Raw genomic sequence first — 18,894 nt, forward strand, 5'->3', positions numbered from 1 at the left:
TTCTCCCGCCTCGTCCTGGGGGTTTTCGTCACTATTGTCTGCTTCACTCACATGGGTCACGCAAACGGAGAGCGTGACTACCGGCAGTGACAACCCGTCCCCCGGGGGCCCCGGGGGACGGCGAGAAGAGAAGGAGAGGCGCGCCGAACGTGGAGTGGTTCACCGCACCCGACTACTGGCTGACCCGGCTGGTCTTCCAGCGGGCCCTGGCGGCCGTCTACCTGGTGGCGTTCCTGACGGCGGCCCTCCAGTTCCGGGCGCTGATCGGGGCGCGCGGCATGCTCCCGGTCCCGCGACTCACCGCGGCCGTGCCGTTCAAGCGGGCGCCCAGCCTCTTCCAGCTCCACTACTCCGACCGGTTCTTCGCGGGGTGCGCCTGGGCGGGCTGCGCGGTCTCGGCGGCGCTGCTGGCGGGCGTGGACTCGGTGGTGCCGCTGTGGGCCGGGATGCTGCTGTGGGTGGTGCCCTGGTTGCTGTATCTGTCGATCGTCAACGTCGGCCAGACCTGGTACTCGTTCGGCTGGGAGTCCCTGCTGCTGGAGGTCGGATTCCTCGCGGTGTTCCTCGGCAACGACGAGGTCGCGCCGCCGGTCGTGGTGCTGTTCCTGCTGCGCTGGATCCTGTTCCGGGTGGAGTTCGGCGCGGGGCTGATCAAGCTGCGCGGTGACGCCTGCTGGCGCGAGCTGACCTGTCTGGACTACCACCACGAGACCCAGCCGATGCCGGGCCCGCTGAGCTGGTTCTTCCACCATCTGCCCCGGCCGCTGCACCGTGTGGAGGTGGCCGCCAACCACTTCACACAACTCGTCGTGCCGTTCCTTCTGTTCACCCCGCAGCCGATCGCCACGGCCGCCGCCGCGCTGATGGTCGTCACCCAGTTGTGGCTGGTCCTGTCCGGCAACTTCTCCTGGCTCAACTGGATCACCGTCGTGCTCGCCCTCGCGGCCATCCGCTTCCCGGCCGAGGCGCCCACCGTCCCCGGGGCACCGCTCTGGTTCGTGGTCGTGGTCCTTGCCGTGGCCGCGCTGATCGCGGTCCTCAGCTACCACCCGGTGACCAACATGATCTCCCGTCGCCAGGTCATGAACCGCTCCTTCGACCCGCTCCACCTGGTCAACACCTACGGCGCGTTCGGCAGCGTCGGGCGGGTCCGGTACGAGGTCGTCGTCGAGGGCACCGCCGACGACGTGCCACGCGAGGACTCCGACTGGCGGGAGTACGAGTTCAAGGGCAAGCCCGGTGATCCACGGCGCTGGCCACGCCAGTTCGCGCCGTACCATCTGCGGCTGGACTGGCTCATGTGGTTCGCGGCCCTCTCCCCGTCCTACGCGGGCCCGTGGTTCGGGGCCCTGGTGGAACGGCTGCTGGAGAACGACCGCGACACGCTGAAGCTGCTGCGCCGCTCCCCCTTCCCGGCGGACGCGCCCCCGCGTTTCGTCCGCGCCCGCCTCTTCCGCTACCGGTACACGACCTGGCGGGAGTTGCGGGAGACGGGCGCGTGCTGGGACCGGACGTTCGTGCGCGAGTATCTGCCGCCGACCCGGCTGACGGGGAGTACTCAGAGGTCGTAGACCCGGGTGGCGGTGCCCTCGAAGAACTGGTCGTGTTCGTCGGGGCTCAGACCGATCGCCAGAGCGCGCGCGAGAGACGACACCTGCGTGTAGGTCGCCGCCACCGTGCACACCGGCCAGTCCGAGCCGAACATCAGGCGGCCGGGTCCGAAGGCGTCCAGCGCGGTGTCCCAGTAGGGGCGCAGAGGCGCGAGCGGCCAGGTGGTCCCGCCCCAGAGGGCCCGGTCCGTCTCCGTCACCAGGCCCGACACCTTGCAGACCGTGTTCGGCAGTTCGCCCAGCGCCCTGACGTCCGACGCCCAGGGCTCCGGCGGTCCGGCGGCGAGGGGCGGCTTGCCCAGGTGATCGAGGACGAACGTCAGGCCGGGCAGCGCGGCCGCGGCCCTGACGCACGCGGGCAACTGGTGCGGCAGCACGACCAGGTCGTAGACGAGGCCCGCGGCGGAGACGGCGGCGAGTCCACGGCGTACGTCCGGCCGCAGCAGCCACTCCGGGTCGGGCTCGCCCTGCACCTGGTGGCGGATGCCCTTGAGGAACCGCCCGCCGGGCAGCTCCCGCAGCCGGGCCAGTTCGTCGGCGACGTCCGGGCGGGTGAGATCGGTCCAGCCCACGACGCCCGCGACCAGGTCGTGCTCGGCGGCGAGGGCGAGGAACTCCGGGGTCTCCTCGACGACGGTGACCGTCTGGACGAGGACGGTGTGCTCGACCGAGGCCGCCGCGGCCTCGGGTGCGAGGTCGTCGAGGGTGAAGTCACGTCTCAGTGGCCGAAGTTCAGGTCCGCTGATCCAGTCCTGGTCCCGTACCGACAGGTCCCACACGTGGTGGTGCGCGTCCACGGTCACGGCAGCTCCCACACGACGGGCAGGCCCGCACCCGCGCCGCCCACGGAGTAGTCGTGCACGACGTCCAGGAGTTCGGCCATGCGGGCCTGCCATGCGACGTTGACCGGAAGCTGCTCCAGCTCGGCGAGGAGACGGGCGTAGTCCTCACACTCCAGGACGTGGAAGAGGTGCGTGCCGCTGCGCCAGATGGTCCAGGAGGTGGCGCCCGCCGCACGGATGGCGTCGGTCAGCTCCTCGGGGACCTCGCGGTGGGCGGCCTCGTACGCGTCGACGCGATCCGCGCGGACCTTGGTGTGCAGGGCGACCCTCATCACGGCTCCTGCCCCGGCCGCTCGGCGGGGACGGGGGCGTCGGCGGGCAGCAGCCCCGTCTCCCGCAGCTCTTGCCAGAGGGCCGCGGGCACGGGGGCACGGAACTGCTCGGCGCAGTCGTCGGCCTCGGCGGCCGATCGGGCGCCGACGAGGACGCCGGTGACCGCCGGATGCGCGGCGCAGAAGGCGAGGGCGGCGGCTCGCAGGGTGGTGCCGTGACGCTCGGCCACCGCCTTCAGCCGCAGCGCGCGCTCCACCAACTCGCCCGTCGCGGCGGCGTAGTCGTACGTCGCTCCGCGCCGGGGCTCCGCGAGCAGGCCGGAGTTGAAGGCGCCCCCGATCACCACCGCCGTCCCGCGCTCCCGCGCGGCGGGGAGCAGGTCGGTGAGGGCGCTCTGGTCGAGCAGGGTGTAGCGGCCGGCGCACAGCACCACGTCGACGTCGGTGTCGCGGACGAAGCGGGTGAGCATCGCGGTCTGGTTCATGCCCGCGCCGATCGCGCCGACGACGCCCTCGGAGCGCAGCCGCTCCAGGGCCGGGTAGCCCTCGCGGAAGGCCTGTTCGGCGTGGTCGTCGGGGTCGTGCAGGTAGACGGTGTCGACGTGGTCGAGCCCGAGGCGTTCCAGGGAGGCGTCCAAGGTGCGGCGGATGCCGTCCGCGGTGAAGTCCCAGACGCGGCGGTGGGTGGCGGGGACCACGAAGCCGTGCGCGAGGTCGTCGCCGGTGCCGTAGGCCGGTTCCAGGCGGCGGCCGACCTTGGTGGAGAGCGTGTAGGAGGGACGGGGGTGCTCGCGCAGGGCCGCGCCGAGGCGGCGCTCGGACAGGCCGAGGCCGTAGTGCGGGGCGGTGTCGAAGTGGCGGACGCCCTGGCGCCAGGCGGCGGCGACGGCGTCGTACGCCTGCTGGTCGGTGAGTTCGGTGTACAGGTTGCCGATCCCGGCGGCGCCGAAGGCGAGCCGTGCCGAACCCCGGCGGGCCTGGCTCACGACCGGGCCGCCGGACGCGGACGCAGGCCCTGCATGCCGCCGTCGACCGCCAGGGCCGTACCGGTGGTCGTGCCGGACAGCGGGCCGGCCAGGTAGGCGATGGCGCCGGCGACCTCGGCCGCGGTGACGAGCCGGCCGGTGGGTTGGCGGGCCTCCAGCGCGGCACGTTCGGCGGCCGGGTCGCCGGCCGCGTCCAGCAGGCGGCCGACCCATGGGGTGTCCACGGTGCCGGGGTTGACGCAGTTGACGCGGATGCCCTCGCGGACGTGGTCGGCGGCCATGGCGAGGGTGAGGGAGTACACGGCGCCCTTGGTCGCGCTGTACAGGGCGCGTTGCGGGAGGCCCGCGGTGGCGGCGATGGAGCAGGTGTTGACGATCGCGGCGTGCGACGACCGGCGCAGGTGCGGCAGGCAGGCGCGCGCCGTGCGGACCATGCCGACGACGTTGACGTCCATGACCCGGTGCCACTCGGCGTCGTCATTGTCCTCGACGGTTCCCTGGGCGCCGATGCCGGCGTTGTTGACCAGCACGTCGAGTCCGCCCAGGCCGGAGACCGCGTCCGCCACCGCCTGCCGTACGGACGCGTCGTCCGTGACGTCGGCCCGGTGGGCCATCAGGGGCTTGCCCACTGCTGACGGGTCCAGGTCGAGGACGGCGACCAGGGCGCCCCGCTCGGCAAGGAGTTCCGCGGTGGCGCGCCCGATGCCGGAGGCGCCGCCGGTCACCAGGGCCCTGAGGCCTTCGAAGTCGGTCATGCCGCTTGCCCCTTCGCGTGCGTGTCGTCGGGTTCGGCGGCCCAGACGGTGCCGCCGGGGAAGGTGTGGCGTGCCAGGGACTCGGGCCGCATGGTGGCCGAGAAGCCGGGCGCGGCCGGGGCGAGGTAGTGCCCGTCGCGGATGCGGACCGGGTCGAGGAAGTGGTCGTGGAGATGGTCGACGTACTCGATCACCCGGTCGTCGGTGGTGCCGGAGATGGCGAGGTAGTCGAACATGGCGAGGTGCTGGACGAGTTCGCACAGCCCGACCCCGCCGGCGTGCGGGCAGACCGGGACGCCGAACTTGGCGGCGAGCAGCAGGATGGCGAGGTTCTCGTTGACGCCGCCGACGCGGGCCGCGTCGAGCTGGAGGACGTCGATGGCGCCGGCCTGGAGGAGCTGTTTGAAGACGATCCGGTTGTGGGCGTGCTCGCCGGTGGCGACCTTGACGGGGGAGACGGCGCGGCGGATCGCGGCGTGGCCGAGGATGTCGTCCGGGCTGGTGGGCTCCTCGATCCAGTAGGGGCGGAACTCGGCGAGGGCCTTGGTCCAGCGGATCGCCTCGGCGACGTCCCAGCGCTGGTTGGCGTCGATCGCCATGCGTACGTCCGGGCCGACGGCCGCGCGGGCGGCCCGGCAGCGGCGGATGTCGTCGTCGAGGTCGGCGCCGACCTTGAGCTTGATCTGCCGGAAGCCGTCGGCGACCGCCTGGGTGGCGAGCCGGGTGAGCTTGGCGTCGTCGTAGCCGAGCCAGCCCGGTGAGGTCGTGTAGGCGGGGTAGCCGCGCTCCAGCAGCCGGACCCGGCGCTCCGGTGCCCCCTCCCGCCCGCGCCGCAGGATGCCGAGCGCCTCCTCGGGCGTGAGGGCGTCGGTGAGGTAGCGGAAGTCGATCTGGCGCACGAGCCACTCCGGCTCGGCGTCGGCGAGCAGCCGCCACAGCGGCTTGCGGGCGCGCTTGGCGGCCAGGTCCCAGACGGCGTTGACGACCGCCCCGATCGCCATGTGCATCACGCCCTTCTCGGGACCGAGCCAGCGGAGCTGGCTGTCACCGATCAGGGCCCGGTTGAGGGTGCCGGGATCGGCGCACAGCTCGTCCACCTCGCGTCCGGTCACATGCCCGCGCAGCGCCTCGATCGCGGCGACCTGGACCTCGTTGCCCCGCCCGATGGTGAAGGTGAAGCCGTGCCCCTCGTGCCCGTCGGCGGCGTCGGTGCGCAGCACGACGTAGGCCGCCGAGTAGTCGGGGTCCGGGTTCATCGCGTCGGAGCCGTCGAGCTCGCGGGAGGTGGGGAAGCGGATGTCGTACGTGTCGACGGCCGTGATGCGGGCGGGAGTCGGTGACACGGAGAGCCTTTCGGTGGGGTGCAGGGAGCTGCGGCGGTCAGTCCTGGGCACGGCCGGTGGTCACCCGGGCGATCATGAGGGCCATCAGGATGATTCCGCCGTAGATGGCCTGGATCCAGAAGGAGGGCACCTGGGCGAGGGTGAGCAGGTTCTGCACGACCCCCAGCAGGAGTACGCCGGTGAGGGCGCCGAGCATGCTGCCCTTGCCGCCGTCGAGGCTGATACCGCCGATCACCGCGGCCGCGAACACCGTGAAGATCATGTTGTTGCCCTGGTTGGCGCTGATCGCGCCGACGTACCCCGTCTGCATGATGCCGCCGACCGCTGCGAGGACCCCGGCGACCACGAACACGCCGAGCATGACGCGCTCGACGCGGATGCCGGCCGCGCGGGCCGCGTCGGCGTTGCCGCCGATGGCGTACAGGGCCCGCCCCACCCGGTGGTACTTGAGCACCAGCCCCGCCGCCGCGAAGGCGCCGGCGGCCAGCCACACCGACAGGGGGACGCCGACGAAGGTGGTGGTCGCCAGCGAGTAGAAGGACTCGGGCATGCCGAACAGGGTCTTGCCCTTGGTGGCACCGACGAGCAGCCCGCGCAGCACGATGAGCATGGCGAGCGTCACGATGAACGCGTTGAGCCGGAACTTGACCACCAGGACGCCGTTGAAGGCGCCGACGACGGCCCCGGCGACGAGGATCGCCGGCAGGGCGAGCGCGGCCGGGAGTTCGGTGCCCCAGCCGGACTGGGCGGCGGGCAGCACGAGGAGCGCCCCGACGGCGGGCGCGATGCCCACGACCGACTCCAGGGACAGATCGAACTTGCCGGTGATGAGGACCAGCGACTCGGCGAGCACCACCATCGCGAGGGCGGCGGAGGCGCCGAGGACGGAGATCAGGTTGCGCTCGGTCAGGAACGAGTCGTTGAGCACGGCGCCGAGCACCAGGAGCAGCAACAGGGCGGGCAGCAAGGCAAGTTCGCGGGCGCGGCGCAGCAGTACGGTTCTGGCGGACGCGGCGGCGAGGGCGCGTGGGGGCGCGAGCGGCGGGGCCGTCTTGGTGTCAGCCATGGTCCACTCCTTCGATGGAGGCGATCAGCTCGTGGTCGCGCCAGCCGGCGGGGTGCTCCGCGACGACACGGCCGTGGAAGAGGACGAGGACGCGATCGCAGCGGCGCAGGTCGTCGAGCTCGTCGGAGACGACGAGCACGGCGGTGCCGTCCTCGCGGGCGCTGTCCACGCGGGCCAGCAGGGACTCCTTGGACTTCACGTCGACGCCCGCCGTGGGGTTGATCAGGATCAGCAGCCGCGGGTCCGAGGCGAGGGCGCGGGCCATCACGACCTTCTGCGCGTTGCCGCCGGACAGGTCGGAGACGGGCTGGTCGGGACCCTCGGCGTGGATGTCGAGGCGGTCGATCAGCTCGGCGGCGAGGCCGCGTCTGCGCTCGGTGCCGACGAAGCCGAAGCGGCCGAGGCGGTCGAGCACGCTCATGGTGGCGTTGTCGCCGATCGTCATGCCGAAGACGAGGCCCTGGCCGTGCCGGTCGCGCGGCACACAGCCGACCCCGGCCGTGAGGGAGGCCCGTACGTCCCCGAACGGCAGCGGCTCGCCGTTCAGCCGGGCCGATCCGCCGCTCGGCGTGCGCAGTCCGGCGAGGGTCTCGGCCAGCTCGGTCTTGCCGCTGCCGCTGATGCCGGCGAGCCCGACGACCTCGCCGCGGCGCACGGTGAGGTCGACGGCCTCGTACGAGGATGAGGTCAGGCCCTGGACGTCGAGTGCCACGGGGGCGTGCGCGGGCACCGCGTCGTGGGCGGCGCGGTCCTCGCGCACGGCGGCGGTCTCCCCCGCCATGGCCTCCACGAGCGCCCGGCGCGGCAGGTCGGCGACGGGTGCGGTGGTGATCCAGCGGGCGTCGCGCAGCACGGTGACGGTCTGGCAGACCTCGTACACCTCCTGGAGGTGGTGGGAGATGAACAGGAAGGTGACGCCGGAGTCCTGGAGCGCCCGCATCCGGGTGAAGAGCCGCTCGATCTCCCGGTTGTCGAGCTGCGCGGTCGGCTCGTCCAGCACGATGAACCGGGCGCCGAAGCTCAACGCCCGGGCGATCTCCACCATTTGGCGGTCCTCGACCCGGAGGTCGGCGGTGCGGGCCTCCGGGTCGACGTGCACGTCCCAGGTGGCGAGGAGTTCGGCGGCGTGCGCTTTGAGCCTGCGCCAGCTGATGAACCCGCGGTGCAGCGGTTGCCGGTTGATGAAGAGGTTCTCGGCGACCGTCAGTTCGGGTACCACCGTCGGCTTCTGGTAGACGCAGGCCACCTTGCGGCGCCAGGCGTCCCGGTCGGCGAGCGCGGGGGCCGGCTCGCCGTCGAAGCGGAGGGTGCCCTCGTCGGGTGCCTGGAGGCCGGTGATCAGGGTGACGAGGGTGGACTTGCCGGCGCCGTTGCGCCCGACGAGGGCGTGGGACTCGCCCGGCAGCACGGTGAGTCGCCCGTCGGCGAGGGCGGCGGTGGGGCCGTACCGCTTGACGATGCCCCGCGCCTCAACGAGTGGTGTGCTCATTCGACCGTGTTGCCCCACAGCTCGGGGTCGTCGACGTTGTCCTTGGTGACCAGGGGTGCGGGCAGCTGGTCCTCCAGGATGCCGCTGGGCAGCCTCACGATGGTGGAGTTGTGGTCGGTCGGCCCGGGCCCGAAGGTCTTCCCCTCCATCGCCGCCTTGATGTAGTACATGCCGTACTTGGCGTACAGGTCGGCGGGCTGCGAGACCGTCGCGTCGATCTCGCCCTTGCGGATGGCGTCGTACTCCTGCGGGATGCCGTCGTTGGAGACGATCGCGATGTGGCCCGCCTGGCCCGCCTTCTTCAGCATCCCCTTCGACTTCAGGGTCTGCAGCGTGGGCGCCAGGTAGACGCCGCCCGCCTGCAGGTAGATGCCCTTGATGTCGGGGTGGGCGTTGAGGAGCGTGTCCAGCTTGGAGGCCGCGGTGTCGGACTCCCACTTGGCGGGGATCTCCAGGACCTTCAGCTTCGGGAAGTTCTTCTTCACGCAGGAGCGGAACGCCTCGGAGCGCTCCCGGCCGTTGACCGAGGCGAGGTCGCCCATGATCTGCACGACCTTGCCGGAGGGGATCCGCTCCCCCAGGTACTGGCAGGCCTTCTCGCCGTACGCCACGTTGTTGGCGCGCACCACCATCGCGACCTTGCCCTTGTCCGGCGCCACGTCGACGGCGACGACCGGAACGCCCTTGCGCTCGGCCTGGTCGAGTCCCGCCTCGATGGCGGCGCTGTCCAGCGGTGCGACGACCAGGCCCTTGACGCCCTGGTTGAGCTGGTTGTTGATGTCGGTGATCTGCTGCGAGGGGTCACTGTTGGAGTTGACCGTCTTGCGTGCCTCCACGCCCTCGGACTCGGCCATCTTCGGCACGTAGTCGTTGTACGACTGCCAGAACGGCGAGGTCAGCAGGGGCAGGATCACCCCGACCTCGCCGGTGCCGCCGCTTCCGGCGCCGACGGCGCCGGTGTCCTTGGTGCTGCCGCAGGCGGTGAGCACGAGGGCGGCGCAGACCGCCGCAGCCGCCGCACGCGGGACTGTTCGCCCGTACCGCCGTCCGTACCGCCGTGCGTTCCGCTGTGTCCCGTCGGCCATCTGCCGGCTCCTCATCGAGCGTGATCGAGCAGTTGCCCGCATATTTATCAGACCACTTGACGCCGTCAACACCCTCCGGAGCCGAATATCTTGAGCTCTTGGCCATAGTGGTCCGACCACCTGGCTGGTTAGACTGCGGCGCACGGCGACGGGAGAAAAGGCGTGAACGAGACGGAGTCAGGGCCGGCCCCGCAGAAGGGCACGGTGACGCAGCGCGCCATCGAGCGGATCAAGGCGCTGATCGCCGAAGGGCTCCTCGAGCCCGGCGCGCGGCTGCCCACCGAACGCGAACTGGCGGCCCAGTTGGGCATCTCCCGCAGCTCGATGCGGGAGGCGATCCGCGCGCTGACGGTCATGGGTGTCCTGGAGGCCCGGCACGGTTCCGGCATCTACGTCACCCAGCTCCAGGCCGGCGATCTGCTGGAGACGTTCGGGGTCGTCGCCGATCTGTCCCGGGGCCCGGGTCTGGTGGAGCTGCTGGAGATCCGCCGCATCCTGGAGTCCACGGCGACCGCCCTGGCCGCCGCCCGCATCACGCAGGACCAGCTGGCCGAGGTCGAGAAGCATCTGGCGGCCATGAACGCCACCGACGACCCGGAGGAGATCCTCGCCCACGACCTCGCCTTCCACCGTGAGATCGCGCTGGCCGCGGGCAACGAGACCATGGCCGCGATCCTGGAGGGCCTGTCCTCCCGCACCTTCCGCGCCCGCGTCTGGCGCGGCTACCAGGAGGAGGGTGCCTTCACCCGCACCCGCCGCGAACACGCGGCGATCCACCGCGCCCTGGCCGCCCGCGACCCGGAGGCGGCGCGGGCGGCGGCCGCCGCGCACGTCGGCGAGGTGGAGGAGTGGCTGCGCGCTCAGCTCGGCGCCAAGGACGCGGGCGGCCCCCGGGCAGGCGGTTCCGACGCGGGCGCGTGAGGGCCCAGAGGCAGGCCCTCACGACACCGGCCGGGCTAGCGCCGCCGCAGCCGCAGCGTCACCAGCTCGAAGGGGCGCAGGCGTACGGTGATCCGCTCGCCGTCCACCACGGGCTCGGTCGCCCCCGCCAGCGGCCGTTCCAGCAGGTCGGTCACCGTGACGGCGTCCAGCTCGAAGCCCGCGGTGAGCGTGGCCCGGGCCCGGCCGCCGTGCGCCTCGTGGAAGCGGGCCACCACGTCGCCGCTGCCGTCGTCGGCCAGCTTGACGGCGGTGACCACGACGGCCTCCTGATCTACCGTCACGAGCGGCGCGATCTCGGCGGCGCCCGTCACGTGCCGCTCCGGCACGTTGATCCGCCAGCCCTCGCGCACCGCGTCGCCGATCCCGGCGCCCGGCACCAGCGCGTGCCGGAAGCGGTGCACACCCTGGTCGGTCTCGGGGTCCGGGAAGCGCGGGGCGCGCAGCAGGGAGACACGGACCGTGGTGGTCGTACCGCCGTCGGAGTCGGTACGGACCGTGCGGGTCACGTCGTGGCCGTACGTCGAGTCGTTGACGACGGCGACGCCCCAGCCGGGTTCCGCCAGGTGGACGAAGCGGTGGTTGCACGCCTCGAACTTGGCGGCCTCCCATGAGGTGTTGGTGTGCGTGGGCCGGTGGAAGTGCCCGAACTGGGTTTCCGAGGCGTACCGTTCGGCGTGCACGTCGAGCGGGAAGGCGAGCTTGAGGAACTTCTCCGTCTCGTGCCAGTCCACCTCGGTGTCCAGCACCAGCCGCCGCTCCCCCGGGGCCAGCGACAGCACCTGGGTGACGTGCGACGCGCCGAAGGACCGGACGATCCGCACCGACTCGACGTCCTCGCCGGCGGTGAGCTCGTCCAGGCCGGTCAGGTCGGTGACGGTGTTGCGGTAGAACTCGTCGACGTCCCAGGCGTCCCACATGTTGGGGAAGTCGGGGTGCAGCTGGAGCAGGTTGGCCGCCCGGCCCGGGGCCACGGTCTCACGGTCGGCCTCGATGTCGTACGCGGAGACGACGAGGCCCCGCTCGTCGATCTCGATCCGCAGCAGGCCGTTGTCCAGGACGTACCCGCCCTCCGCGCGCGGGCTCACCGACGACGTGCCCTGGACGGCCGGGGCGCCGGCTCCCCCGGCGGGGACGCCCCGCCTGCCGTGCGGGGCGGCGTTGAAGACCAGCTCCCGCTGCCCCTCCCCCGCCAGTGCGCGCTGGGCCGCGTCGATGATCCCGTTCAGCTCGCCCGCGAGCCGCTCGTAGGTCGCGCGGGCCTCGCGGTGCACCCAGGCGATGGACGAACCGGGCAGGATGTCGTGGAACTGGTGCAGCAGCACCGTCTTCCAGATGCGGTCCAGTTCCTCGTACGGATAGGGGAAGCCGGTCCGCACGGCGGCCGTCGCCGCCCACAGCTCGGCCTCCCGGAGCAGGTGTTCGCTGCGCCGGTTGCCCTGCTTGGTCTTCGCCTGGCTGGTGAGGGTGGCACGGTGGAGTTCGAGGTAGAGCTCGCCGACCCAGACGGGCGGGTTCGGGTACTCGGCCTCGGCCTTGGCGAAGAAGGCCGCCGGCGTCTCCCAGGCCACCGTCGCGGAGCCCTCCAGGTCACGCAGCCGGGCCGCCTTGGCGACCATCTCGCGGGTGGTGCCGCCGCCCCCGTCGCCCCAGCCGGTGGGCGCCAGCGAGTGGCGGGCGACACCCTTGTCCTTGAAGTTGCGGGCCGCGTGGGCGATCTCGCTGCCCTTCATGGAGCAGTTGTAGGTGTCGACGGGCGGGAAGTGGGTGAAGATCCGGGTGCCGTCGATGCCCTCCCACGTGAAGGTGTGGTGCGGGAACTTGTTCGTGCGGGACCAGGAGATCTTCTGCGTCAGCAGGTACTTGGCGCCCGCGGCCTTGATGATCTGCGGCAGTCCGGCCGCGAAGCCGAAGGTGTCGGGCAGCCAGGCCTCGTCGTTCTCGATGCCGAACTCGTCGAGGAAGAACCGCTTGCCGTGCACGAACTGCCGGGCCATCGCCTCCGAGCCCGGCATGTTGGTGTCCGACTCGACCCACATGCCGCCGGCCGGCACGAACCGTCCGTCCGCGACGGCCTTCTTCACCCGTGCCCACACCTCGGGCCGGTGCTCCTTCACCCATGCCCACTGCTGCGCCTGCGACATGGTGAACACGAAGTCGGGCTCGTCGTCCAGCAGGGCGGTCATGTTGGCGGTCGTGCGGGCGACCTTGCGGACCGTCTCGCGCAGCGGCCACAGCCACGCCGAGTCGATGTGGGCGTGGCCGACCGCGCTGATGCGGTGCGCGGAGGGGGCGGCGGGCGTGGTGAGGACGCCGGTGAGGCGGGACCGCGCCTCGGCCGCCGTGCCGCCCACGTCCTGGAGGTCGACGGCGTCCAGGGCCTTCTCCACCGCCCGCAGGATCTCCCAGCGCCGCGCGGAGTCCGCCGGCAGCTCGGCCATCAGCTCGCCGAGCACCTCCAGGTCGAGCACCAGCTGCCACACCGTCTCGTCGAAGACCGCCAGGTCCATGCGTGTCAGGGTGTACTGCGGCGAGCTGCCGGCGGTCTCCTTGTCGCCCAGCTCGGTCGGCCGGAAGGGGTGGTAGTCGAGGATGACGGGGTTGGACGCGGCCTCGATGTGCAGCCGCACCTCCTCGCCGCCGTCGACGGGCGCGCCGACGCGCACCCACTGGTTGCGCGGGTTGAGTCCCTTCACGGGCGTGCCGTCCGGGCGGTAGACGAGGCCCTCGCACTGGAAGCCGGGCATGTTCTCGTCGAACCCGAGGTCGAGGATCGCCTCCACGGTCCGCCCGGCCCAGTGGCCGGGGACGGTCCCGGTGACCCGGAACCAGCTGGTGCCCCACGGAGCACCCCACCGGGCGCCCACCTCGATCGGCTCGGGCTCGGCCGCGAGCCCCTCGGCGACCGGCACGGGCTCGTCGGGCGCGTGCCAGACGGCCACGTCCAGCGGCACGGACTCGGGGTACACGGCGGGTCGGATGCGTTCGTCGAGGACACGCTTCAGACGGGCTTCGACGAGGCTGCGGTCGTCATGCATGGCGGGGTGCTCCGTAGCTGTGGTGCGAGTGGTTACCAGGTGTGGTTCACGGTGACGGGGTCCGACGAGGTGTACAGCTCCCCTACGGAGCGCAGTTCGAACCGTGCCACTCGCTCGCCCTGCTCGGGCCGCAGGCCACCGGCGAACCAGGCCCGCTGGCAGGTGCCGCCCAGGAAGCGCCGGCTGCCGTCGGGCAGGACGCGGTGGAGGGTGTGGTGGCGGACCTCGCCGGGGGCGGGCTGCCAGGCGAAACGCACATCGCCTCCGGAGGCGGCGGTGACGCGGAATCCGTTGGGGGCGGCGGGAGTCCGGGGCGGCTGGTCCGCGCGCACGGCGAGGCCGCCGAGGCGCCAGCGCACGGGAGCGCCGGGGGTGGTGGGCGTGAGGCGCACGCCGAGGGCGCGGATCGTGCCGGACAGACCCGTGAGCCGTACGGCCGAGGTCTGCCAGGCGCCGGCCGGGTTCACCGGGAAGTAGGTGTACGGGGGTGTCGCCCCCGGCGTGCCCGGTTCGGCGGTGGCGACAGCCAGTTCGACGATCACCCCGCCGGTGTCGGCTCGGTGGGTGAGTTGGACGACCGGCCCGAAGGAGACCAGCGACTGGATGCGGGCCTGCCCCGCGCGGGCGGTGGGGTTCGCCGGGGCGGGGGTGAAGCGCGGGGCGAGCGGCACCGAGGCGGCGTTGAAGGCGAGGTCGGCGTCGTCCGCGGCGCGCCAGGCCTTGAGGCTGCGCCAGGTGATGCCGGTGCCCGGGGTGCCGGAGGGGAGCGAGTCCGGGTACCAGTACGAGGCGTACGGCTGGAGCGCCGCCGCCGCGGGCCGGGGCGCGGCCGCCGCGGGCAAGGACGGGAGCAGGGCGGCGGTGGCGCCGGCGAGCAGGACGGTGCGTCTGGTGGGGTTCACGAGCGGGTGCCTCCTTGAGTTCCGCGGGGGACGGGGAGTACCTGGTCGGGAGTGACGACTTCGGTGATGCCGCGGGCGGCGAGGTGGTCCTTGTCGTCCGCGCGGGTGTCGAGGACGGTGGTGGGGCGGACTCCGTCGGAGACCAGCCGGAAGAACGCGTCGAAGACGGGGCCGCCGGGTGCGCAGCGGGAGCGGACGGCCGGGTCGGCGGGTACGGCGAGCGCCGTGGTGCGCGCCGCCGGGGTCCTGGTGTGCTCACGGGCGGCGCGGGCCAGCACCATCGCGCTGTCCTTGGGCCGCCGGTCGTTGGTCAGCAGCCCCAGACCGTATTCGAGTTCGGGGAAGTCGGCGAGGTCGCGGGAGACGTCGTGGGAGCACCACCAGGTGATGCCCCACAGGCCGGGGCAGTCCAGGGCGTGGGTCACCGTCGCCTCGGTGAAGGCGGCGGCGTGCCCGGCCGGGACGAGCGGCGCGGGCGCGCCGACCTCCTGGAGCCAGACGGGCCGGTGCGGGTCGTCGGCCCAGGCCTTGCTGAGCTCGATCAGGTACTCGGCGTGGTGTTCGCTCGGCACCGAGGTACGGCCGTGCCGCTGCGCGGTGCCGTTGAACACCCAGGAGTGCACGGCCGTCACCGCGCCGCGCCGGGCGGCCTGGGCCGGCGTGAACGGCTGGTCGTCCTGGTACCAGGTGGCGTCGTACTCGGCGTGCAGGTGGAGTTTCCCGGGAGCGCCCTGCGCGCAGGCGGCCAGCATCCGCGTCAGCCACGCGTCGATCTGCGCCTCGGTCGCCCGGTCGGGGTCGGGATGCGGGTCCGCGGAGAACTGGTTGACCTCGTTGCCCAGGGTCAGGCCGAGGAAGTTGGGGCGGTCGTCGAGGGCGGCGGCCAGGGTGCGCAGGTAGGCCGCCTGGCCGTCGAGCACGTCGGGGTCGGTGAACAGATTCCGGCGGTGCCAGGTCCGGGTCCAGGCCGGCAGGTAGTCGAAGCTGCTCAAGTGACCTTGCAGGCCGTCCACGTTGACGTCGAGTCCGCGTTCGCCGGCGGCGTCCACGAGGGCCACGAGCTGCTCGACGGCCTTGGGCCGGATCAGGGTGCGGTTGGGCTGGAAGTACGGCCACAGCGGGAAGACCCGTACGTGATCGAGTCCGAGGGCGGCGATCGAGTCGAGGTCGGCGCGCACGGAGTCCAGGTCGAAGTCGAGCCAGTGGTGGAACCACCCTTCACTGGGGGTGTAGTTGACGCCGAAGCGCACGGCAGAAGACATGGAGGTCCCGGTTGTCGTTGTGCGTACGGGGGTCAGCCCTTGACGGCGCCCTCGCCGACCCCGCGGAAGAAGTACCGCTGGAGGCAGGCGAAGAGGGCGATCAGCGGTGCCACGGCGATGATCGTGCCCGCGGCGACGAGCCGTTCGTCGTTGGCGAAGGTGCCGTGCAGATAGTTGAGCCCGATGGTCAGCGTGAACTTGGACGGGTCGCTCAGCACGATGAGCGGCCACAGGAAGTCGTCCCAGGCGCCCATGAAGGCGAAGATCGCGACGACCGCGAGGGTGCCCTTGACCGACGGCAGCGCGATCCGCCAGAACCGCTGCCAGACGTTGGCGCCGTCGACGAACGCCGCGTCCTCGATCTCGTACGGCAGATTGAGGAAGGCGTTGCGCATCAGCAGCACGTTCAGGGCGCTGACGCAGCCCGGCAGGACCACGCCGACCAGGGTGTTGTTCAGGCCCAGCTCCCGCATGGTGGTGAACTGGGCGATGATGATGCCCTCCACCGGCACGAGCATGGCGAGCACGAAGGCGAGCGTCGCCGCCCGGCGGCCCCGGTAGCGCAGCCGGGCCAGGGCGTAGCCGGCGAGGGCCGAACCGACGCAGTTCGTCACGACGTTGGCGGTCGCGACCTTCAGCGAGTTCAGGGCGTAGTCCCACACGGGGATGGTCTGGGCGACCCGCTCGTAGTTGTGCAGCGTCGGCTCGCCCGGCAGGAACTTCGGCGGGGAGCTGAAGATGTCCTCGGTCGGCCCCTTGAGCGAGGTCGACAGCTGCCACAGGAACGGCCCCACGGTGAGCGCCAGCACCCCCAGCAGGAGCAGATAGCGCAGAACCAGCTCCCACGCGCGGATCCGCCGCCCGTGTCCGTCGGTCACGCGCCGCCTCCCGGCCGGGGCCGTGCCGCCGGCCGTCGCGGGCCTCACCTTCTCCACGACGCTCATGTCTCCTCCCTCCGGTCTGCACGCAGCACAAGCAGCATCAGCGCCACCGTCACCACGAAGACGACGACGGAGATGGCCGAGGCGTATCCGACCCGGCCCGACAGACCGGTGCCGGTGCGCTGCACGAGCATCACGAGCGTGGTGTCCTCACCGGCGGGTCCGCCGCTCGGGCCGGCCAGCAGATACACCTCGGAGAACACCTTGAAGGCGGCGACCGAGGAGAGCGCGGCGACCAGGACCATGGTGGAGCGGACGGCGGGCACGGTGACCGCGAGGAACCGGCGCACCGGTCCGGCGCCGTCGACCGCGGCGGCCTCGTGCAGTTCACGCGGTACGTTGGCGAGCGCGGCCAGGTAAATGATCATGTAGTAGCCGAGCCCCTTCCAGACCGTGACGGTCATGGCGCTCAGCAGGAGCAGCCACTGGTCGCTGAGGAACCCGACCCCGCCGGCACCGACCGTCTCCAGCAGCGCGTTCACCAGGCCGCGTTCGTCGAGCAGCCACACCCAGATGAGGCCGACCACGACGATCGAGGCGACGACCGGCGTGTAGAAGGCGGAGCGGAAGAACGTGATGCCGGGGATGTTCTTCTGCACCAGCAGCGCGAGCAGCAGCGGCAGGATCACGAGGGCGGGCACGACCCCGACGACGTACAGCGTGCTGTTGCGCAGGCCGATCCAGAACATGTCGTCGTGGAGCAGCTCGCGGAAGTTGGCGAGGCCGACGAACTCGCCGGGGATCAGGGTCCGGCGGTCGGTGAAGGCATTGACGACGGTGGAGACGAACGGGTGGAGCACGAAGGCGCCGATGACCAGCAGACCGGGGGCGGCGAACAACCAGGGGCCGGCCGGTGCTTGCCGCCGTATGCGAGAGGAGCCGTTCACGGTGTCTCAGCCCTGCTGCTGAAGCAGCCGATCGCAGGCCTTGACAGCGTTGTCAAGAGCCTCCCGCGGAGTCTCCTTGCCCTGCAGCGCCCGGGCCACGGCGTTGCGCAGCTCGGTCTTCATCTGCTCGCTGAACAGCACCGGCGTGTAGTTGACCGCGGTCTTCAGCGACTGGGCGGCGGCCACCCGCACCCGGGTCTCGTCGGTGCCGTCCTCCTTGGTGAAGTACGGGTCGTCGAGCGAGCCGGCGGTGCTGGGGAAGATGGCGACCTTCTTCGCGAACGACATCTGGTGCGCGGCGTCGGTGACGAAGTGGGCGAAGGCGACGGCGGCGGGCTTGCGCTGGGTCTGCGCGTTGACCATCACGCCCATCACGTACATGTTGACGTGGCCGGTGCTGGTGATCTGGTCGGTGATACCGATGTTCTTGTACAGGTTCGGCGCCTGCTTCTTGAAGTTGCCGAGGTCGAGCGCGCTGCCGGGGTTCATCGCGACGGCGCCGGTGAGGAACTTCTTGCCGGACGACTCGGGCGTCGCGGTGAGCGCCTGCGGGTCGAGCGCCTTGGCGTCGTAGAGCTCCTTGTACTTGGTGAGGAGTTCGACGCCCTTGGCGTCGTTGAAGGTGAATCCGGTGCCCTGCTTGTTCATGAGGGGGACGCCGTAGCGGCCGAAGTCCTCGACGGTGGGCACGTTGGCGAGGGTGGCGACCTCGCCGTCGGTCCTCTCGGCGATCCGGAGGGCGTTGGTGAAGAGTTCGTCGTACGTCTTCGGCGGCTGCTCGGGGTCGAGTCCGGCCTCCTCGAAGAGTGACTTGTTGTAGAACAGCGGCCCGGTGTTGAGGTACCAGGGGAAGGCGTACGTGCCGCTCATGCCCGGAATCCGGTGGCCGGCCCAGGCGCCCGGCAGGTACTCCTTCTCGTACTGTCCGGCGGCCTTGTCCAGATCCAGCGCCAGCCCGGCCTTGGCGAGCGGGGCGACGAGGTCGGGCGAGACGTTGACGACGTCGGGCAGGGTGCCGCCGGCCGCGTCGGCGCTGATCTTGTCGGCGTAGCCCTCGGCGGGCTGGTCGACCCACTTCACGTCCGTACCGGGGTGCTGCTTCTCGAACTCGGCGATCAGGTCCTCGAAGTACGGCTTGAAGTTGGCCCTGAGGTTCCAGGTCTGGAAGGTGATGTCGCCCTCGACCTTGCCGGAAGCGTCGGCCGCTCCACCGTCGCCCCCACCGCCGCAGGCACTGAGCGGCAGTGCGACGACGACGGCGGCAGCGGCGGCGAGGGTTCTGCGGGAGATGCGCACGGTGACCGGGCTCCTTTACGACGAAGTGAGCGGGAAATGGCGCCGGGCAGACCTTGCACGGCAACTCGAAGGGAAGTCAATGGATTTGGCTCAGCTAAAGTCATTAGTTGGACATGGACGCAGGTCACAGCCATTTGAGTGGACCCTTGCGGTCGATCGCTAATGCGCTTTAGAGTGCGGC

Annotated in this window: 16 protein-coding genes; 2 read left to right on the plus strand and 14 right to left on the minus strand. The window is 71.5% G+C overall.

Translation table 11 applies throughout. The features are described 5' to 3' along the window. Positions 1 to 149 precede the first annotated feature (149 nt). Positions 150 to 1,571, plus strand: coding sequence for a lipase maturation factor family protein (locus AB0O67_RS07460; protein ID WP_365447180.1), 1,422 nt, complete (start codon positions 150 to 152; stop codon positions 1,569 to 1,571). Here AB0O67_RS07460 and AB0O67_RS07465 read toward each other — a convergent pair. From AB0O67_RS07465 to AB0O67_RS07500, 8 genes are read right to left on the minus strand one after another with little or no spacing between them, the layout of a single operon-like run. Beyond that, positions 1,559 to 2,413, minus strand: a complete 855-nt coding sequence (locus tag AB0O67_RS07465) for an amidohydrolase family protein (protein WP_365447182.1) — start codon at positions 2,411 to 2,413, stop codon at positions 1,559 to 1,561. The two genes, AB0O67_RS07460 and AB0O67_RS07465, sit on opposite strands and share 13 nt — an antisense overlap. Beyond that, the gene (locus tag AB0O67_RS07470; RefSeq protein ID WP_365447184.1) at positions 2,410 to 2,724 is read right to left on the minus strand and encodes an L-rhamnose mutarotase; all 315 of its coding nucleotides are present in this window, start codon (positions 2,722 to 2,724) and stop codon (positions 2,410 to 2,412) included. The genes AB0O67_RS07465 and AB0O67_RS07470 overlap by 4 nt, the downstream gene beginning before the upstream one ends. Beyond that, positions 2,724 to 3,710 (minus strand): aldo/keto reductase, encoded by a 987-nt coding sequence (locus tag AB0O67_RS07475; protein WP_365447186.1) that lies wholly within the window; start codon positions 3,708 to 3,710, stop codon positions 2,724 to 2,726. Before AB0O67_RS07475 ends, AB0O67_RS07470 begins: the two co-directional genes overlap by 1 nt. Continuing rightward, complete coding sequence (locus AB0O67_RS07480) at positions 3,707 to 4,465, minus strand: SDR family oxidoreductase (protein ID WP_365447188.1); 759 nt, start codon at positions 4,463 to 4,465, stop codon at positions 3,707 to 3,709. The genes AB0O67_RS07475 and AB0O67_RS07480 overlap by 4 nt, the downstream gene beginning before the upstream one ends. After that, a complete protein-coding gene (locus AB0O67_RS07485; RefSeq protein WP_365447263.1) occupies positions 4,462 to 5,808 on the minus strand; it encodes an enolase C-terminal domain-like protein in 1,347 nt (448 codons plus the stop codon). The genes AB0O67_RS07480 and AB0O67_RS07485 overlap by 4 nt, the downstream gene beginning before the upstream one ends. 37 nt (positions 5,809 to 5,845) lie before the next feature. Beyond that, positions 5,846 to 6,874, minus strand: a complete 1,029-nt coding sequence (locus tag AB0O67_RS07490) for an ABC transporter permease (protein WP_365447190.1) — start codon at positions 6,872 to 6,874, stop codon at positions 5,846 to 5,848. Continuing rightward, complete coding sequence (locus tag AB0O67_RS07495; protein WP_365447192.1) at positions 6,867 to 8,363, minus strand: sugar ABC transporter ATP-binding protein; 1,497 nt, start codon at positions 8,361 to 8,363, stop codon at positions 6,867 to 6,869. The genes AB0O67_RS07490 and AB0O67_RS07495 overlap by 8 nt, the downstream gene beginning before the upstream one ends. Next, positions 8,360 to 9,448 (minus strand): sugar ABC transporter substrate-binding protein, encoded by a 1,089-nt coding sequence (locus AB0O67_RS07500; RefSeq protein ID WP_365447194.1) that lies wholly within the window; start codon positions 9,446 to 9,448, stop codon positions 8,360 to 8,362. Before AB0O67_RS07500 ends, AB0O67_RS07495 begins: the two co-directional genes overlap by 4 nt. Positions 9,449 to 9,610: 162 nt before the next feature. On the opposite strand from AB0O67_RS07500, the gene AB0O67_RS07505 reads away from it, so the two are divergent. Beyond that, positions 9,611 to 10,369 (plus strand): FadR/GntR family transcriptional regulator, encoded by a 759-nt coding sequence (locus AB0O67_RS07505; RefSeq protein WP_365447196.1) that lies wholly within the window; start codon positions 9,611 to 9,613, stop codon positions 10,367 to 10,369. 35 nt (positions 10,370 to 10,404) lie between these two features. Here the strand turns inward: AB0O67_RS07505 and AB0O67_RS07510 are convergent, their stop codons facing one another. From AB0O67_RS07510 to AB0O67_RS07535, 6 genes are read right to left on the minus strand one after another with little or no spacing between them, the layout of a single operon-like run. Next, positions 10,405 to 13,425 (minus strand): glycoside hydrolase family 38 C-terminal domain-containing protein, encoded by a 3,021-nt coding sequence (locus tag AB0O67_RS07510; protein WP_365447198.1) that lies wholly within the window; start codon positions 13,423 to 13,425, stop codon positions 10,405 to 10,407. 32 nt (positions 13,426 to 13,457) lie between these two features. Then, on the minus strand, positions 13,458 to 14,327 hold the full coding sequence (locus tag AB0O67_RS07515; RefSeq protein WP_365447200.1) for a hypothetical protein: 870 nt from the start codon (positions 14,325 to 14,327) through the stop codon (positions 13,458 to 13,460). Further along, complete coding sequence (locus AB0O67_RS07520) at positions 14,324 to 15,589, minus strand: glycosyl hydrolase (protein WP_365447202.1); 1,266 nt, start codon at positions 15,587 to 15,589, stop codon at positions 14,324 to 14,326. Before AB0O67_RS07520 ends, AB0O67_RS07515 begins: the two co-directional genes overlap by 4 nt. Positions 15,590 to 15,621: 32 nt before the next feature. After that, positions 15,622 to 16,533 (minus strand): carbohydrate ABC transporter permease, encoded by a 912-nt coding sequence (locus AB0O67_RS07525; protein ID WP_365447204.1) that lies wholly within the window; start codon positions 16,531 to 16,533, stop codon positions 15,622 to 15,624. Continuing rightward, a complete protein-coding gene (locus tag AB0O67_RS07530; RefSeq protein ID WP_365447206.1) occupies positions 16,530 to 17,417 on the minus strand; it encodes a sugar ABC transporter permease in 888 nt (295 codons plus the stop codon). Before AB0O67_RS07530 ends, AB0O67_RS07525 begins: the two co-directional genes overlap by 4 nt. Positions 17,418 to 17,423: 6 nt before the next feature. Then, positions 17,424 to 18,713 (minus strand): sugar ABC transporter substrate-binding protein, encoded by a 1,290-nt coding sequence (locus AB0O67_RS07535; protein WP_365447208.1) that lies wholly within the window; start codon positions 18,711 to 18,713, stop codon positions 17,424 to 17,426. Positions 18,714 to 18,894 lie beyond the last annotated feature (181 nt).

Origin of the sequence: Streptomyces sp. NPDC086077 (genome assembly GCF_040686175.1) — a bacterium.
Lineage (GTDB): Bacteria > Actinomycetota > Actinomycetes > Streptomycetales > Streptomycetaceae > Streptomyces.

What these genes read in the sequence shown, in the direction of transcription:
- AB0O67_RS07510 (WP_365447198.1), bottom strand. Translation starts at nt 13,425, where the DNA reads ATGCATGACGACCGCAGCCTCGTCGAAGCCCGTCTGAAGCGTGTCCTC.
- AB0O67_RS07495 (WP_365447192.1), bottom strand. Translation starts at nt 8,363, where the DNA reads ATGAGCACACCACTCGTTGAGGCGCGGGGCATCGTCAAGCGGTACGGC.
- AB0O67_RS07470 (WP_365447184.1), bottom strand. Translation starts at nt 2,724, where the DNA reads ATGAGGGTCGCCCTGCACACCAAGGTCCGCGCGGATCGCGTCGACGCG.
- AB0O67_RS07500 (WP_365447194.1), bottom strand. Translation starts at nt 9,448, where the DNA reads ATGGCCGACGGGACACAGCGGAACGCACGGCGGTACGGACGGCGGTAC.
- AB0O67_RS07480 (WP_365447188.1), bottom strand. Translation starts at nt 4,465, where the DNA reads ATGACCGACTTCGAAGGCCTCAGGGCCCTGGTGACCGGCGGCGCCTCC.
- AB0O67_RS07525 (WP_365447204.1), bottom strand. Translation starts at nt 16,533, where the DNA reads ATGAGCGTCGTGGAGAAGGTGAGGCCCGCGACGGCCGGCGGCACGGCC.
- AB0O67_RS07520 (WP_365447202.1), bottom strand. Translation starts at nt 15,589, where the DNA reads ATGTCTTCTGCCGTGCGCTTCGGCGTCAACTACACCCCCAGTGAAGGG.
- AB0O67_RS07490 (WP_365447190.1), bottom strand. Translation starts at nt 6,874, where the DNA reads ATGGCTGACACCAAGACGGCCCCGCCGCTCGCGCCCCCACGCGCCCTC.